The organism is Pseudoalteromonas sp. SG43-6 (assembly GCF_014164365.1).
GTDB lineage: Bacteria > Pseudomonadota > Gammaproteobacteria > Enterobacterales > Alteromonadaceae > Pseudoalteromonas > Pseudoalteromonas rhizosphaerae.
Map to the genome: position 1 here is coordinate 85,101 of NZ_JACJEZ010000009.1, position 17,122 is coordinate 102,222.

17 protein-coding genes are annotated in these 17,122 nt (G+C 40.9%); 7 read left to right on the top strand and 10 right to left on the bottom strand.

The window, feature by feature from the left end; all coding sequences use genetic code 11:
- Positions 1-46: 46 nt before the first annotated feature.
- Complete coding sequence (locus H5201_RS05905; RefSeq protein WP_145237934.1) at positions 47-709, top strand: hypothetical protein; 663 nt, start codon at positions 47-49, stop codon at positions 707-709.
- Here the strand turns inward: H5201_RS05905 and H5201_RS05910 are convergent.
- From H5201_RS05910 to glnA, 5 genes are all read right to left on the bottom strand, one after another.
- Positions 706-1,164, bottom strand: coding sequence for a cyclic nucleotide-binding domain-containing protein (locus H5201_RS05910; protein WP_145237937.1), 459 nt, complete (start codon positions 1,162-1,164; stop codon positions 706-708). The two genes, H5201_RS05905 and H5201_RS05910, sit on opposite strands and share 4 nt — an antisense overlap.
- Positions 1,165-1,192: 28 nt before the next feature.
- Entirely contained in the window at positions 1,193-2,578 is a 1,386-nt protein-coding gene (ntrC, locus tag H5201_RS05915) for a nitrogen regulation protein NR(I) (protein ID WP_145237940.1), read from the bottom strand.
- An 18-nt stretch (positions 2,579-2,596) separates the two neighbouring features.
- The gene (gene glnL / locus H5201_RS05920) at positions 2,597-3,667 is read right to left on the bottom strand and encodes a nitrogen regulation protein NR(II) (protein ID WP_145237942.1); all 1,071 of its coding nucleotides are present in this window, start codon (positions 3,665-3,667) and stop codon (positions 2,597-2,599) included.
- A gap of 90 nt (positions 3,668-3,757) precedes the next feature.
- Positions 3,758-4,270 carry a DUF4124 domain-containing protein gene (locus H5201_RS05925; RefSeq protein ID WP_310736929.1) on the bottom strand — a complete coding sequence of 171 codons (513 nt, stop codon included), beginning with the start codon at positions 4,268-4,270 and terminating at the stop codon, positions 3,758-3,760.
- A gap of 132 nt (positions 4,271-4,402) precedes the next feature.
- A complete protein-coding gene (gene glnA / locus H5201_RS05930) occupies positions 4,403-5,809 on the bottom strand; it encodes a glutamate--ammonia ligase (protein ID WP_182718979.1) in 1,407 nt (468 codons plus the stop codon).
- Positions 5,810-6,328: 519 nt separating this feature from the next.
- Here glnA and typA point away from each other — a divergent pair.
- Complete coding sequence (typA, locus tag H5201_RS05935) at positions 6,329-8,152, top strand: translational GTPase TypA (protein ID WP_145237948.1); 1,824 nt, start codon at positions 6,329-6,331, stop codon at positions 8,150-8,152.
- Positions 8,153-8,614: 462 nt separating this feature from the next.
- Here typA and H5201_RS05940 read toward each other — a convergent pair whose 3' ends face one another.
- Positions 8,615-9,343: a CBM9 family sugar-binding protein gene (locus H5201_RS05940; RefSeq protein ID WP_182783917.1), complete on the bottom strand. Its 729-nt coding sequence runs from the start codon at positions 9,341-9,343 to the stop codon at positions 8,615-8,617.
- A gap of 200 nt (positions 9,344-9,543) precedes the next feature.
- Here H5201_RS05940 and H5201_RS05945 point away from each other — a divergent pair, with 200 nt between their 5' ends.
- Positions 9,544-9,789, top strand: a complete 246-nt coding sequence (locus H5201_RS05945; RefSeq protein WP_182783938.1) for a hypothetical protein — start codon at positions 9,544-9,546, stop codon at positions 9,787-9,789.
- Here H5201_RS05945 and H5201_RS05950 read toward each other — a convergent pair.
- Both H5201_RS05950 and H5201_RS05955 read right to left on the bottom strand, forming a co-directional pair.
- Positions 9,784-10,875, bottom strand: a complete 1,092-nt coding sequence (locus H5201_RS05950) for an MBL fold metallo-hydrolase (protein WP_182783919.1) — start codon at positions 10,873-10,875, stop codon at positions 9,784-9,786. The two genes, H5201_RS05945 and H5201_RS05950, sit on opposite strands and share 6 nt — an antisense overlap.
- A gap of 178 nt (positions 10,876-11,053) precedes the next feature.
- Positions 11,054-11,710: a DUF2959 domain-containing protein gene (locus tag H5201_RS05955; protein ID WP_182783921.1), complete on the bottom strand. Its 657-nt coding sequence runs from the start codon at positions 11,708-11,710 to the stop codon at positions 11,054-11,056.
- Positions 11,711-11,798: 88 nt separating this feature from the next.
- Here H5201_RS05955 and H5201_RS05960 point away from each other — a divergent pair, with 88 nt between their 5' ends.
- The 3 genes from H5201_RS05960 to dtd are packed head-to-tail and all read left to right on the top strand — an operon-like array spanning position 11,799 to position 14,103.
- Positions 11,799-12,692 (top strand): virulence factor BrkB family protein, encoded by an 894-nt coding sequence (locus H5201_RS05960; protein WP_145237963.1) that lies wholly within the window; start codon positions 11,799-11,801, stop codon positions 12,690-12,692.
- A gap of 32 nt (positions 12,693-12,724) precedes the next feature.
- Complete coding sequence (locus H5201_RS05965; RefSeq protein ID WP_182783923.1) at positions 12,725-13,678, top strand: alpha/beta fold hydrolase; 954 nt, start codon at positions 12,725-12,727, stop codon at positions 13,676-13,678.
- Entirely contained in the window at positions 13,666-14,103 is a 438-nt protein-coding gene (dtd, locus tag H5201_RS05970; protein ID WP_149980463.1) for a D-aminoacyl-tRNA deacylase, read from the top strand. The genes H5201_RS05965 and dtd overlap by 13 nt, the downstream gene beginning before the upstream one ends.
- 13 nt (positions 14,104-14,116) lie before the next feature.
- On the opposite strand, the gene H5201_RS05975 is transcribed toward dtd, so the two are convergent.
- The gene (locus H5201_RS05975) at positions 14,117-14,806 is read right to left on the bottom strand and encodes a spermidine synthase (RefSeq protein WP_182718985.1); all 690 of its coding nucleotides are present in this window, start codon (positions 14,804-14,806) and stop codon (positions 14,117-14,119) included.
- Positions 14,807-15,023: 217 nt separating this feature from the next.
- On the opposite strand from H5201_RS05975, the gene H5201_RS05980 reads away from it, so the two are divergent.
- A complete protein-coding gene (locus tag H5201_RS05980) occupies positions 15,024-15,917 on the top strand; it encodes a bifunctional GNAT family N-acetyltransferase/hotdog fold thioesterase (protein ID WP_182783924.1) in 894 nt (297 codons plus the stop codon).
- A 52-nt stretch (positions 15,918-15,969) separates the two neighbouring features.
- Here H5201_RS05980 and H5201_RS05985 read toward each other — a convergent pair whose 3' ends face one another.
- Positions 15,970-17,010, bottom strand: coding sequence for a phospholipase A (locus H5201_RS05985; RefSeq protein WP_149980465.1), 1,041 nt, complete (start codon positions 17,008-17,010; stop codon positions 15,970-15,972).
- Positions 17,011-17,122 lie beyond the last annotated feature (112 nt).

Genomic DNA, 17,122 nt, shown 5'->3' on the forward strand with positions numbered 1-17,122 from the left:
ATAGTCACCTCGAATAGACTACAGTTGTAATCTATTCGAGGTGACTATGAAATATGGCATTTTAATTGGCATGTTGTTATTACTAACTGCGTGCCAACAACCAACAATATATGTGTACACGCAAGCGTTAACAGAGCTAGAAAAACAACAGCTAACAATACGCTTACAGCAACAACCATTACCGTATCAGTTTATTCAATTACCAATCCCCAAAGAGTTTGCCGCTGCGACACTGTTAACTTCCGAAGATAAGTTACTTACAGCTGAAACCGAGCAGCTTGCTGATATTATGCAAGCAATGGGCTATCAGCCACAGATACACTATGTGTCGGCGGCAAATCATCATTATAGCAATGGCAATATTGGCTTTTACTTGCGTGGTGAGCAAATAGAGCTAGGTTTTGATGTGCCAGAACAAATGCGAACTACTGGTTGCGTTGAAGATCGTTACAATGGTCTCAAAGTTAGATTTGTTGATAACTTGGTTGAATTTGCTTTACTAAATGGTGCCCGCGCTCAGTTAGTTTGGCAGCGTTATGAAAATTATTTAGTCATCAATTATAGAGATACTTCGCAGTCATACACGCATTTAAGCCCTTTGGTTGCTACTCCTTTTGGGGAAAAGCCCTCAGATACATTTCGCTATAACGCACACATTACAGGGCCGCATTGGTTAAACTGCTCGCTGCAAGTTGTGTATATGGATTAGCCCCGTGATTCTAGGTAGTGACTAAGTTTGGCTATACGCTCGCTCATCCCTTCGATAATGCGGTCTTTAATTTTTTCGCGGATCACATTTGGTAAACGTATTAGTGCTTCGCTGGTAATCGCCAGTACTATGGTATCGCTTTTAGCACGAGCACTGGTGCTGTGCTCGCGGTTATTTATAAACGCACCTTCACCAATAAATTCGCCTGGTTCAATGGTGCCTAAATCCATCAGATGACTGTGTTTAAATACCACAATAGCGCCGCTGAGCACGATATACAGTTGTTTGTCGTTATCAAACTGTTTAAACACAAAGCGATCTTTATTGATCAAGTATAAGTGACTGAATGACTCCAGTAATACTTGGCGCTCATTGAGGCTGAACTCTCTAAAAAAACTCAGCCTATTAAGTATCTCCATCTGCTTTATTAATGGAATATGCTCGATTAACTTCAACTTATTTTCCTTCGTTTGAGCAGGGAAGTTAGTTGATATTGCGCTCTTTTAATTTACGGGTCAATGTATTGCGGCCCCAGCCTATTTTTACTGCGGCTTCTTGTTTATGTCCTGCACAGTTTGCCAATGCGGTTTTAATTAGGCGGGTTTCTAATTGCGCTTGTACATTAGGCCAGATGTTTTCTTTGCCTTGCTTAAGCTCTAGGTTAAGCCATTGTTGAAAGGCATCAAGCCAATCACCCTCTTGTTGAGTCTCGTCAATTGCTAAGATCTCTGGAGGTAAGTCTTGCTCACTCACAAGCTCGCCGGGAGCCATAACGGTAAGCCAGCGGCAGGTGTTCTCTAGTTGACGAACATTGCCAGGCCAGTTGAACAAGCGTAGTAAGTCGGTGGCTTTTGAGCTGAGAATTTTGCTTTCGACTTGTAAGTCTTTGGCGCTTTTATGTAAAAAATGCTGTGCTAAGCGTTCAATGTCTTCGGTACGTTCACGCAGTGCAGGTAGGCGCAGGCGCACAACATTTAAGCGATGAAATAAATCGTCTCTGAATTTGCCTTGTTTTACTAAGTCTTCAAGGTTTTGGTGAGTCGCGGCAATGATCCGGACATCAACTTTAATACTTTGATGGCCACCAACACGATAAAACTCACCATCAGCTAAAACACGCAGCAAACGGGTTTGTACATCCAGCGGCATATCACCAATCTCATCTAAGAATAGCGTACCGCCATTGGCTTGCTCAAAGCGACCTTTACGTACGCTATCAGCACCAGTAAAAGCGCCTTTTTCATGGCCAAATAGCTCTGATTCAACCAACTCTTTTGGAATAGCTGCCATGTTTAAGGCAATAAACTGGTTTTCTTTGCGTGGGCTGTGGTTATGTAAAGCACTGGCTACTAATTCTTTACCGGTGCCAGATTCACCATTGATAAGTACGCTCATACTTGATGCTGACAGCTTACCTATTGCCCGAAATACTTCCTGCATGGCTGGCGCTTCGCCAATGATATGGGCACTTTTAGGTGGTGCGGGTTTACGTTTTACTTTTTTAGTTGAGTTAGCGCGACACGCGCTTTCTACTAACGCAACGGCTTCATTTAAATCAAATGGTTTGGCTAGGTATTCAAAAGCACCTTTTTGAAACGCATTTACCGCTGAATCTAAATCTGAATGCGCAGTCATGATGATCACTGGCAAGCCTGGGTTTTGTTCAGCGATCAGTTCTAATAATGCCATACCATCCATACCAGGCATACGTACATCAGACACCAGTACCGTAGGTTGGCTAAACTTTAATGCTGACAGCACGTCTTGTGCATTAGAAAAACTTTCAGCATTAAATCCTGCGCGAGTTAGTGCTTTTTCAAGTACAAAGCGAATAGATGCATCATCATCAACCAGCCAAACTGTTTTCATGCAAACTCCAAAAACCGATTAATCCGCAAAAGGCAGATATATATTAAACTCTGTATGACCTGGCCAGCTATCGCATTCTATATAGCCGTTGTGTTGATCGATCAAGGTTTGTGCAATCGAGAGACCTAAGCCAGAACCACCTTCTTTGTTGGTGATCATCGGGTAAAATAATGTCTCTTTGATGCTGGAATCGATACCTGGTCCGTCATCTGAAATTTGGATCAGCAGTGCCTTTTTAGGGGCTTTTCCGGGGCGACGTTGCTGGTGATTAATACGTGTTTTAATTTTTATCACGCCACCACCGACTAACGCTTGTTGTGCATTTCGAACGATGTTAAGTACTACTTGCTGAATTTTACCTTGGTCAATATAGACATCAGGTATACTTGGGTCGTAATCTTTTTCCAAGCTAATATTGGCGCAATTATCTAATGTACTTAGTTTAATTACAGACTCTAAGGTTTGATGAATATTACCGTATGACTTTTGTGGTAATTGATTCGGGCCCAGTAGCCTGTCAACAAGCTCTCGTAAGCGATCGGCTTGTTCAATAATTAATTCTGCACATTCATCCCGTTCTTGCTGATCAACCTCATACTGCAATAATTGCGCCGCTCCGCGAATTCCGCCTAAAGGATTTTTGATTTCATGAGCAAGCCCTCTAATTAGGTTACGTGCTGCTTGATATTGATGCATTTGATTAGAAGCTTGATCGTGGCGAATTTCATCATCGGTTTGGCGACACTCGAATAAAATAAAATACTCATTTTGTAACTTCACGCGACGCGAACTAATTGCCAGTTTGGCATGACGAGAATCAACAAAAACCACGTCAGCTCTGTGCTGGTGGCAATCTACACCATCTACCAAAGAGTATTGTGCAATGCGTTTAAGGTCAATGGAATGGTAATTAAAAAGACTGTCAAACGGTTGATTGAGGATACGTTTAGGGCCTAATCCTAACAGTTCACTGGCGCTATTATTAGCGTAAATAAGGGTGAATTGTTGATCAAGTAAGATCACTGCCGTTGACAGGTTTTGCCAAATGCTAGTTAGTAACTCAGGGTTAAAATTTTTATTATCGGGCATGATTGCACCATTTTAGTGCGTTGATGATTATTAGCAGCTTAGCACAAATATTTTAAGTAAATTATGGTCTTTGATAGAAATACATGGTTTTTATAAAGACGATGCTCTATGCATATAAAATGTGCTCACTGGACTAACAGAGACAACATAGCCTTGTGGGTCAAATAGCTTCAGTTGCAATGTGTGTTCGCCACGGTTTACCTCGCGCAGGGCAAAAGTACTGATATTGCTAGGTTCTGCGTACGGTGCGCCATCAACTAGTAGTTGAATTTTAAAACCATTCTCAAAGCGTGGTGTTATACGGCTAGTTACATACACTGAACCGGTATTTTCACGAACAGTGCCTTGATCGGCAGGGGAAGAAATAACCGCTTTATAGCTTTTCACAGCCGCTGGTTGCTGTTCATCTAAAATGCTTGTATCAACAGTCGGCATCGACAAACTTTGATTGGTGAGCTTGATTTCTTGCGCACCTGGTTTAGGAGTATCTGAAAATACTGATACGCCATTTTTATCTTTCCAAGAATAAATTTTCTTATCGCCAGAATAGCCATAAAAGCTGATTAAAATCAGAGTTACTAGTAATAAAAGCGTCTTTTTCACCTTGTCACCTTGCATTTTTTGCACTAATTAAACTTTAGTGGAGAATGGGAAAATTAGCCATAAAAAAAGCCCGCAGAACGGGCCTTGAGAACACACATATATTATCTATAAGATAATTTTTCTACAGCCTAATTAACAGCTGTAGTACATTTCGAACTCAACAGGGTGAGTCGTCATGTTAAGCTTTTCAACTTCTTTAGACTTAAGCGCAATGTAAGCATCGATTAAATCGTTAGTGAATACACCACCTTGATTTAAGAACTCACGGTCAGCATCTAGAGACGCAAGCGCTTCTTGTAGTGAAGTTGCAACTGTTGGGATTTCTGCTGCTTCTTCTGCTGGTAAGTCGTATAAATCTTTATCCATTGCATCGCCAGGGTGGATCTTGTTTTTGATACCATCAAGGCCAGCCATAAGCATTGCAGCGAAAGCAAGGTATGGGTTAGCTGTTGGATCTGGGAAGCGTACTTCGATACGACGACCTTTTTCTGATGGAACCACTGGGATACGGATTGATGCAGAACGGTTACGTGCAGAATATGCAAGCATTACTGGCGCTTCAAACCCTGGTACTAAACGTTTGTACGAGTTAGTAGACGCATTTGCAAAAGCATTGATTGCTTTAGCATGCTTGATAATACCACCGATGTAGTAAAGCGCTTCTTCAGAAAGACCGCCGTACTTGTCGCCTGCGAATAAGTTAACACCGTCTTTAGCTAAAGACTGGTGACAGTGCATACCAGAACCATTGTCACCAACTATTGGCTTAGGCATGAAGGTAGCTGTTTTGCCATATAAATGAGCCATGTTATGGATAACATATTTCATTTCTTGGATTTCATCCGCTTTTAATACCATAGTGTTAAAGCGAGTTGCGATTTCGTTTTGACCAGCTGTAGCCACTTCGTGGTGATGCGCTTCTACAACTTGACCTAGCTCTTCAAGAACTAAACACGTCGCTGAACGCCAATCTTGGAAATCATCAACTGGAGCAACAGGGAAATAACCACCTTTCACGCCTGGACGATGGCCAGTGTTGCCGCCTTCGTAGCTTTTATCTGAGTTCCAAGCTGCTTGCTTAGAATCAATTTTGTACATTGAACCTGACATATCAGTTTTGTATTTGATGTCATCAAATACGAAGAACTCTGGCTCAGGACCAAATAGCACGGTATCAGCAATACCAGTAGAACGCATGTACTCTTCAGCGCGCTTAGCAACTGAACGAGGATCACGCTCATAACCTTGTAATGTGCCAGGTTCAACAACATCACAACGTAAAATTAAAGTAGCTTCTTCTGTGAAAGGGTCTAATTTAGCAGACTCAGCAACAGGTAGTAATACCATGTCTGATTCGTTAATGCCTTTCCAACCAGCAATTGAAGAACCGTCAAACATTTTGCCGTCTTCAAAGAAATCTTCATCTACTTGGTGATGAGGAATAGAAACATGTTGCTCTTTACCTTTGGTATCAGTAAAGCGTAAATCAACGAACTTAACGTCATTTTCTTTAATAAAATCTAAAACCGATTGTGACATGTGTCCTCCAACTGTTGGGTTTTATTTTGCTGCATAATTGCTTTTGCTTTTATAGTAAGCGGCTTTTATGCCATTTTTATAGTGCATTGTTTTTTAAGGTTAAAAAATAAGTTATACATCCAGTTGCTATATGTTTTGCACCATATTGGATCGGCTTGTGATCATTTTGGTGCGTCAGTGTGGTCACTTCTCTTTGGCGCTAAATTGTATAGATTATAAACACCAACATAAAGCTAACTTACTCACCAAATACTGCCAAATTATGACAATAATAGCTAGGAATGAGCAAAATAGTGACAAATTGAAAAATTAAATTAATTAAAATGTCATATATAAAACAGATACTTATTAGAAGTATGAAGAAAGTTGTGAAATATATATTGGATAAACTTTCATCCATGTCATTAATGAGGGATAATATGCGCCCTTTTAAATCCTATGCTGGGACATCTCGTGAAAACGCAGGTGAGTGCGTAGATCTTGCAGGATCATTGAGAATTAATTTCTCTGAGTAAAAATATGAGCATCGAAAAGTTAAGAAATATAGCGATTATCGCGCACGTTGACCACGGTAAAACAACATTGGTTGACAAACTACTTGAGCAATCAGGTACATTAGAAACACGCGGCGGTAACGAAGAGCGCGTGATGGACTCAAACGACATTGAGAAAGAACGTGGTATTACCATTTTGGCTAAAAACACAGCCATTTCATGGAATGACTACCATATCAATATCGTAGACACCCCTGGACACGCCGACTTTGGCGGTGAAGTTGAACGCGTACTTTCGATGGCTGACTCAGTATTACTACTTGTTGATGCTCAAGAAGGTCCAATGCCACAAACGCGTTTCGTTACGCAAAAAGCATTCGCGCAAGGCTTAAAGCCAATCGTTGTTATCAATAAAATTGATAAGCCAGGTGCACGTCCTGATTGGGTTATGGATCAAATCTTTGATTTATTCGACAACCTAGGCGCAACTGACGAACAGTTAGACTTTAAAGTAATCTATGCATCAGCAATCAACGGCTGGGCAACATTAGATTTAGACGAGCCATCAGACAACATGGAACCTATGTTCAAGATGATCGTTGACGAAGTATCACCACCGGATGCAGATCCTGAAGGTGACTTCCAAATGCAGATTTCGCAACTTGATTACAACTCATATGTTGGTGTAGTCGGTATCGGTCGTATCAAACGTGGTTCTGTTGCTCCTAACCAACAAGTTACTATTATCAGTGCCGATGGTACTAAACGTAATGGTAAAATTGGCGCAGTACAAAGCTACCTAGGCCTTGAGCGTATCGAAACTGATAAAGCTTACGCTGGTAACATCGTTACAGTAACAGGTATTGGTGAGCTTAAGATTTCTGATACAGTTTGTTTCCCTGGCAACGTTGAGGCATTACCACCACTAAGTGTTGATGAGCCAACTGTAACAATGACATTCTCTGTAAATAACTCACCTTTCTGTGGTAAAGAAGGTAAGTTTGTAACGTCACGTAATATCCGTGAGCGTTTAGACAAAGAATTAGTACACAACGTAGCACTTCGCGTTGAAGATACTGCTAGCCCAGATAGCTTCCGTGTATCTGGTCGTGGTGAATTACACCTAGGTATCTTAATCGAAAACATGCGTCGTGAAGGTTACGAGCTAGCTGTTTCTCGTCCAGAAGTAATCTTACGTACTGTTGATGGCGTTCTAGAAGAACCGTTTGAAACAGTAACAATTGACTGTCAAGATGAGCACCAAGGTTCTGTAATGGAGCAAATTGGTCTTCGTAAAGGCGAACTAACAAATATGACGCCAGATGGCAAAGGTCGTATGCGTTTAGACTTTATGATCCCAAGTCGTGGTTTAATCGGTTTCCAAACTGATTTCATGACGCTTACATCAGGTTCAGGTCTTATGTACCATACTTTCGACCATTACGGTCCGCACAAAGGTGGCGAGATCGGTGTTCGTAAGAACGGTGTAATGATTGCAAATGCAACAGGTAAAGCACTTACTAACGCATTATTCAACTTACAAGAACGTGGTCGCTTATTCATCGGTCACGGTGTTGAAGTATACGAAGGTATGGTTATCGGTATTCATAACCGTGATAACGACCTTACAGTTAACGCCCTTAAAGGCAAGCAGTTAACTAACGTACGTGCATCTGGTACTGATGAAGCGCAAACGCTTTCTCCGCACCTAAACTACTCACTTGAGCAAGCGCTTGAGTTCATCGATGATGACGAGCTAGTTGAAGTAACACCACTAAACATTCGTATCCGTAAGCGTCATCTTACAGAAAACGAACGTAAACGTGCTGGTCGTGCGCCTAAAGGATAATCACCTTATAAATTAAGCTGATTTTAAAAGCCGCTGTATTGCAAAATACAGCGGCTTTTTTGTGGTTATTAGTTAGCGAGAGTAAAGTTAGCGAGAGTAAAGTTTGTGAGGGGAAGAGCTGTAAGCTATAAGCGGTCAGCTGTCAGATTAGAACAGCGTAGTTGGCTAGATTGGTGTTTGTATAGCTATTAGGTAAAAATCGCTAGATTTTATAAACCATGCAACATAACCTCTTTCCTCTAAAAGTGCAGCGCCTCTTATCCTCTTTGTGAATAACTGACTTAAAGATTTTTTTGCACAAGGAGAAGAAAATGAGCAGTAAAAGAGGAAGGGCTTTTAAAGTAGCTGATAATGCAAAGCCCCTGTTTTTGTTAGCGGGGTATTTTTTCGTTGGGTTTCGCTGCGCTCAACCCAACCTTGCTTAACTTGCTAACTTTACTCTAGTTGACTCGCCAACTCCTATCACTTTTTCGGTAATAACGTAACCTTTCCAAATACGCTGGCGTCGATATAGCCTAGGTTGCGGCTGCCATTAACGGGTTGTACTTCATGCGAACCCATAAAGTGCTCACGAATTTTACTGCCGTCGTTATCGCAGTAGGCGAGCATAAAGCCGATTACTTGTTTTGCCGTTAACTTAAGCGGGGTGTTTGGCGCGCCTTCTTGGAAATCATTCGGGTAGAGCTTAATGGCTACTTCCCATGTGATGTTATATGGGGCGGTACTGTTTCGTTGCCAGTGGCTGATTAAATGATCTGTGTATAAATGGGGTTTTTTATCAGCTCCGAAATCGGCAGCTTGGTTATCAAGACCAATGTGATAGGCAAACGCAGTATGATTGAACTGATGGTTACCGCCAGATGCGTCGCTATCAATAAACACTTCTAAGGCATCATCGTCCCAGTACTTATCGGTAGGATCTGGATGGGTATCAATTAGTACATCATCCACAATATCGGCTTGTAAATACAGGTAGTTTTCATCCCAAAGTAACTTGTAGCGGCCTTTAAAGTCTTTATCTGAGTCAGGCAAGGTGCCATCCATAAGAAAAGGCATAGGCTGCCATTTTGCTTGGTCCCATGCGCTTTCAGATACACCGTCAATAGTAATTGGTGTTGCTGTATGCTCTACATCGATAGCCATAGCGGCGTTGCTCATTAATAGGCCTAAGGTAAGCGCGGCTGTTTTCATCTAATTCTCAAAGTTTCTTATTTTGTTTGTGGTTCAATAGTGACTGAAACAAAAATTGAAAACAACAGACAGAATGTTCAGGTATAAAATTAGTGATAGTAATGGATCGTAAGTGAATACAGTTTTTTACATTTTCTCGCTCAGTTAACAGGTAAAGTAATGGCACTACTAGAATTAATATAAAAGGAATAATTGTGGCTATGTTGTTATCTGGCTGTACTTCTTCGCAAGTAATGAGCTCGGGTTGTGACTTTGTTGTTGGTAGTGCACAAAGTCAGCAACGGCAAGTGCAGAACCACTCGCTTGATAGTTCAGATACACATCAAACAGCGAATATCATTAATGGTTTTTTTAGTATGTTACTTGGGCCAATAAATCGCTCTCTCGGTGATGATGAATGTAAGGCGGAAGAGCAATCGTATGAGTATCCAAGTGTCGTTTTATAGTGCGACACTTTGCCCTTCATTTAAAATATACAGCGGGATTTGTGACTTCATTTCATCATACATATGCAATAAGCGCAGCAATGCAGAATGGCTGCTGTGATCGCCCATCTTCCAACTTGAGTTGCCATAGCCCCAAGGTATTATAACTTTACAGTTAAGCTCCTGTGCGGCTGTTAAGGCATCCTCAGGAGTAGTATGTACATAACGATACCAGTTACCGTTTTCTTCATGGTAGTACGAGGCGATTGGCATTAAGCACACATCGATAGCGCCATATTTTTTCTGTATATCGTTAAAATGTTGGGAGTAGCCAGTATCGCCTGCAAAAAATAAAGTGCTGCCATTTTGCTCAAGTAACCAGCCATTCCATAAATCTTTATCGCGATCTTCATAAATAAAAGGTACCAGCACGCGGGCGCTAAAATGATGTGCAGGTAGCGCATGAATGGTTAAATCATCAATTTTAGTGTTTGCGTACCACGCCATTTCGCTAATATTAAAACCACCGGTAGGAAAGTTATCTGCCATACCAAGTGGTGTTAAGTAGCGAGGTTTATTACCTATGCTTTCAATGTCTGCTTTATTGAAGTGATCGTAATGGATATGAGAATAAATTACTGCGTCTAGATTGTTAAGTTCGCTTTCGCTAAGCCAGTCCCCAGGTTTACGATAAAACCCAGATGCAAGCCGAAAAGCTAAATCAACCGGAGAATCAAATTGAGCTTTTACTGGGTCAAATACAACTTGCTGGCCGTTAGGAGTGTTGATCATAAACCCAGCGTGACCGAGCCAGCGTACTGTGTAGCCGGTATTTAGTTGTGGTGCTAGTTGCGCGCCTTGATAGAGGCAGTTTTCACCCGGAGTTTCACATATCAAGTTAGCATTACTTGGGTAACAATCGCTTTCGCAGCTAATCGGATAGGTTTTTTTCCCTGGATAGAGGTTGTGGTAGCGCCCAGCCTGCTCACCCTCTTGATGAAGTGGCACAACAGTATCAGCGCCTGCAATTCTTTGCACATGATTGGCAGTGCTACACGCAGCTAATAAACTTGATGCGATAATTAAACTAGCTGCATGTATTTTCATTGTTTTATGTTTTTATAATTTTAATTAGGTAAAAGTGTAGCAAAAATAGCAGATGAAATAACACTTAAAAAGTAACAAGATATAACAACAAAAAAGCCTACATAAATGTAGGCTTTGATTACTCTGCGACTAGCAAACTAGCGCTCTTGATAAGTGACAGGCAAACTCACAGGCTGATTTAGCCTGCTTTACTCATTTGCTCAATAAATTTATTTGAATCAGCAATCGACTTGTTCATATCATCCATTAACACTTTTATATTGCGCTTAAGATTAGTGAATTCACCTTGAATGGCTGATACAGCTTGTGCATTAAGGTTATGCTTCAAGTATAAAACATTGTCATGCAGTGATGACAGTACCGGCTCCATCTTGCTTTCAGCATTACGCATAGAGCGTAACAGTTTATCAAAGTCACGTTTGGTTGCGGTGAGCTTTTTATTACTTTCACGTTTAAGTGAAGCGTTAGAATATTGTTCTAATTCATCGCTCCATTCTTCAAACAATGCTTCAGCTACATCTTCAACTTTGTTGATGTTATTTGTAACGTCATTAGCAGCCGCAAGGCTAGATTCGTAGTCATCATTGAGTTGGTCATAGGCTGCTTGAACATCTCCACCATCAAAGTTAATCAATGTTGTTAAACGTTCAAGTGCAGATTGGAATTCCTCTTGAGACTCTTCTTGAGACTCTTTAGTTGCTTCTACGCGGTCCACTAAAATGTCACGCTTATGCACCCCAACTGATTCCATAGCCGAGTAATATGCAGATTGGCAGCCAGATAAAGCCAGTGATAAGGCCAATATTGGTGCGCTGAGTAAAGTCAGTTTTTTCATCGAGATCCCTTTTTAAATCCGTTAGTGCTGTAAATTATGTGGTGGATTGCTATGATAATCAAAACTATTTTAGCAGAAAGTTAACTTTATGAATGAAAAGGTCGCACATTATAAACAGCAGTTGAGGGTACTTATACGTCAGCAGCCAACGTGGTGGATGCAGTATATTAATCGCTGCATTGACGACCAAATTACTGTAAATGCTGGTTATTTAGCCTATGTAACCTTACTTTCATTGGTTCCTTTAATTGCAGTTGGCGTGGCTATTTTCTCGGCTTTTCCTGGTTTTGAAGATACCCGTATTGCTATTGAAAACTTTTTATTTACTAACTTTGTGCCTACCTCATCAGATGTAATTAAAGAGCATATAACATCTTTTGCAGGTAATGCGAATCAAATGACCGCTGTAGGTATTGGTTTTCTCGCAGCGATAGCATTGCTACTGATCCGTAATGTTGATGCGACGCTGAATCGAATTTGGCGGATTAAAACCAAGCGGCCAATGATGATTTCTTTCGCGGTATATTGGATGGTGTTGAGTTTAGGGCCATTGTTATTAGGCGCAAGTATTGGTGTTACTTCATATATTGTGTCGTTAGTATCATTTGCCGATCAGGGGATTCCGGGCTTTAGTGGCTTTTTATTAAAATTACTGCCTTATTTAATTTCTATGGCTGGCTTTATTATGCTCTATACTTTAGTGCCTAATACTCGCGTATCTTTTAAAGCTGCAGTACCAGGTGCTTTATTTGCAGCCTTGTTGTTTGAATTAACTAAAAAAGGTTTTGCGCTTTATATCAGTCACTTTCCTTCATACGAAGTGATTTATGGTGCGGTGGCAACTATTCCAATTTTATTTGTGTGGGTGTATTTGTCGTGGGTGGTTGTGTTACTCGGTGCAGAGTTTACAGTATGTATTGGCCCTAAAAATATCGAAGATACACCCGATATTATCCTTGATGAGGGCGATGCTAATAAGTAATTCACTGCATCGCTGATAGGAGAATCGGCATTATGCAGTTATATCCAAATATTACCCCATACCATGATTTTCATTTGAGTGTGGGAAGTGGGCACCAAATTCATGTACAAGAGTTCGGTGATCCAGCTGGCTTGCCGGTGGTAATTTGCCATGGCGGGCCCGGCGTAGGTTTACATGCTGATAATTGCCGTTTCTTTGATCCTACCCGTTATCGTATTATTTTATATAGCCAACGCGGCTGCGGGCAATCAACGCCTCATTTAACTAGCGCTAATACAACCACAGAACTGGTCGCTGACCTTGATTATTTACGCACTTACTTAGGACTAGAAAAGTGGGTGTTAAGCGGTGGTTCGTGGGGAGCAACTCTGTGTTTGCTGTATGCCATCGAACACACTCAACATGTACATGGGTTAATTTTACGAGGCACGTTTTTAGCTACTTCAGCCGATTTTCAGTGGCTATATAGTCGTCATGGTGCTGCTGCACATTTTTATCCTGAATTATATGCGCGTTTTTCTCAGGAGTTACCTGATGTTGCCAGCATTTTTGCGTTTTATCGGCGGCAATTAAATGATGATAATCAAATTAATGCAAATCACTTTGCTAAATTATGGTGCCAATGGGAAAACGTATTAAGCCATGGTAAACAGCAACATCAATGGGGGTTAAGTTCACCACAGTTGGGGCTTAATATGGCGCGTTTAATGGTCCATTACTTTACTGCTCAGTGTTTTATTACTGATAACTTCATTGGTGAACACTATAAAAAAATTAGTAAAATTCCTACTTGGTTTATTCATGGCAGGCATGATTTAGTGTGTCGTTTTAATGCCGTACAGCATTTAGCTGAGCAACTCAACGCACAGTTACTTATTTTAGATGGTGTTGGGCATGGTGTTGATAGTAATGTATATTTAGCGGCAGTGCGGCGTGCAGCCGATCTTATGTGTATCAAATTATCGAGGAATAGATGCAAGGATTAATTCAGCGCGTAAAACACGCAAAAGTTGAAGTGGATGGTCAGGTGGTTGGGCAAATTGAGCAGGGGCTTTTATTGTTGCTTGGAGTTGAAAAGCATGATGATCAACAAAGCACTGATAAGCTGCTACATAAAGTTAGCAATTACCGCGTATTTAGCGATGAAAACGACAAAATGAATTTAAGCCTGCAAGATATTCAAGGTGAGTTATTGGTGGTATCGCAATTTACTCTGGCGGCAGATACTAAAAAAGGCATGCGGCCAAGTTTTTCATCAGCAGCCACACCTGCACAAGCTAATGAGCTATACGAATACTTTGTTAGCCAAGCTAGAGTTATGGGGTTAAGCGTAGCTACAGGGCAATTTGCTGCGGATATGCAAGTCAGTTTATGTAATGATGGGCCGGTGACATTTAATTTAACAGTGTAGTTAAGGCTAGCAGTTATTTTCTGATCACCACGATGTTGTTGGCATAACCTGGAATTTTTTCGATGCCAGGTATTTTACCAAAAGTGGTGATCAGCAAATGTTCTAACTGCTTTAATTGTGATTCATGACCAGATAAAAAATTAATAAATAAATAGCCATTTTTAGTTAAAGCACAGCGCAGTTTTTCATAAAAGCGGTGTTTGTATAAAAATAACGGCGCATCTAATTGGCTAAATAGGTCAAGAATGATCCAATCGTATTGTGGGCCATGCTCTAATACAGCTTCAGCATCAAAACAGCGTAAATTCGATGCATGCTCACCACCAAAAAAACGCTTATAGCAATGAATGATATTCGGATTTTTCTCTACAGAAAGTAGCTGACTATCAGGGTAGGTGTGTTGTAAGTAATTGCGGATAGCGCCGCCACCTAAGCCCAGTTCAAGTACGGCGTTTGGTGCCGGGAGTGGTTGCCATAATTGCGCTAAATATTGCAAATGCGGAAACAGCAAATGGCTTGGGCTGCTTTTCTCGACCACTGACTGTAGTGTTTCGTTGATCAATAACCAACGTAACTGCTTATGTTGGCGTACCTGAATGCAATCGGCGCCATATTTGTGCCAATAGAGTAGTTGCCCGATACGGTGACAATCTTCGATAAAGCTGTGTTTTACTGCCCCGTTGTCTTCAAAAAAATGTTCCATAGTTACATCAGCATAGACGAGTCAATCTAAAGTGCCAATATGTCTATCAAGATTTACAGGTAAAGCAGTTATTTTGCGTTGCTCACCAAAGTCGTATTCCAAGTTTTTACCAGATGGAGTATGGTAGTTTGCAAATAATAACTGACCGCATTTTTAGTTAGATAAACGCATCTTGAATTAGCAAGCGTTTGCGGCCTTGGTAGCAACAGGAGTGATTATGTTTCAGGTGACAACACCACAAAGTAGCGAAGATTGGCAAGCGTATTATCAATTACGTTGGCAAGTATTGCGCGCGCCTTGGAATGAACCGCGTGGTTCTGAGCAGGATGATTTAGAGCAAGATGCTGAGCATCGCTTTATTAAAAATAAAGAGGGGGCAGTGTTAGGTGTTGCACGACTGCATTTTAATAATCAACAACAAGCGCAAGTCCGTTATATGGCCGTTGCACAAGATAACCGTAATCAACACATTGGTAGCCGTTTATTGCATGAGCTCGAGAAAATAGCCTGGACTCAAGACGCCGATGAGTTAGTTTTATTCGCTCGTGAACGAGCATTAGAATTTTACAAACGTCATGGTTATGAATTAAAAGAAAAGGCTCACTTAGCTTACGATGATGTACAACACTGGAAAATGGTGAAACAAAAACCGTCTGAGCCAGGCTGGTTCCGCCATCCCAATTGGACCCAAGTTCTGCAAAATACCTGGCGCGAATCTATTCCGATCAGCGATGCTATGGGCATTAAAGTTGAAAGTTACACTGATTGGCAATTTACCACCAGTGCAGATTTAAATGCGAACTTAAACTTGCATAACACTATGTTTGCTGGCTCTATTTATAGTTTAGCGACGTTAACCGGCTGGGGCGCGACTTATTTAGCACTCAAAGAAGCCGGGCTTGAAGGTAATATTGTGTTAGCTGATGCTAATATTAAATATTTAAAACCGCTTAATAACGACCCACGTGGCAGCGTTGATTTAAGCGGCTGTAAGGGTAAATTAGCCGAGTTAGAGTCAGAAGGTAAAGCGAGCTATGTAGTGCCAGTGGAAATCTACGATGGTGAGTTACTGGTTGCTGAGTTTGAAGGTACATTTAGAATTATTAAGTAGTTAGAATTCAGAGCAAACAAAAGATAAGGCCAAGCAATTGCTTGGCCTTTTTTTATAGTAAATCAGTTAATAATATACCCACGCCAATACGTTCTATGTCAGCGTTATAATCAATTAAACTTTCACCGTAGCCGTTGAAGTATTGGGCGTAACCGCGAACTCGGCCCCATAATGGGAATGACCAATCAAGCTGAATTGCACCGCGGTTATCTGAATTTAAATTATTGCGGGTCATAAAACTAAATTCATGATCATTAAGTCGATATGCACCGCTAAATTCAAAGTAACCCATGTATTTGTAAATATCAGGGTTATCATCACCTCTTGGATCTAATGGCGTTTCCTTCTCGCTTTCTGAAATACGGTACCAAGGTTTAAAGCTAAACACATAGCCATCGTTTTCCCACAAAAAGTTTGCATAAATACGGTTCCATGAGCGCGAATCAGGCTGACTATTACCGTTAGATTGATGCGAAATACCAAGGACTACTGCCATTTCGTCGCCCCATGGAACGTGCTTTTTATCTAAATAATTAACCCAAAAAATTTCAGGCTCATAGTTGGTCTCACGAAATGGTGAGGAACTTTCTTTGTTATAAAGCTGCCAATATGACTGTAATGTAAAGGCAAAAAATATAGCCTGGTCTTCATCAGAAAAATCATCGAAAATAGGTACCTTAATTGAAAGCTGATATTTTGCTTCTAAGTTATCGAGTGGTTCATCTTGTTTTTCACCGGTTAGTTCGTCATACGCTTCAAACGAGCTATTGTTTGGGTGGGATACATAAGAAACAGGTAAAATGTAGTTACGTTTGTGTGGGGTAATAACATTACGGTTTTCTTTACTTACTTCTTCGCGTGCTTGGCGCTTATCGAGTGCGGTAAGTTGTTTGCTTTCATCAAGTGATGAGCATTTTTCACGCAGTTGTGCTAGCGTCATCTCGCCAGCCCCGCCAATTGCCTCATTTAAAATACATTGCTTTACTAGCTCGACATCATCATCTTGCTCGTTGGTTTTTGCTGTTGATTCTGATTGTGCGAATGCAGAGCTTGATAATAGTGCAGTAAATAGGATCCCATAGTGCCAAGTCATTATTATTCCTTTGATAAAATCAAATAGAGAGTAGCTATTGTGTTTTTCGTAAATGAGAATAGGCTAATTTCAGTATCATAAAACGACTAAGATACCTATCCCATACATTTAT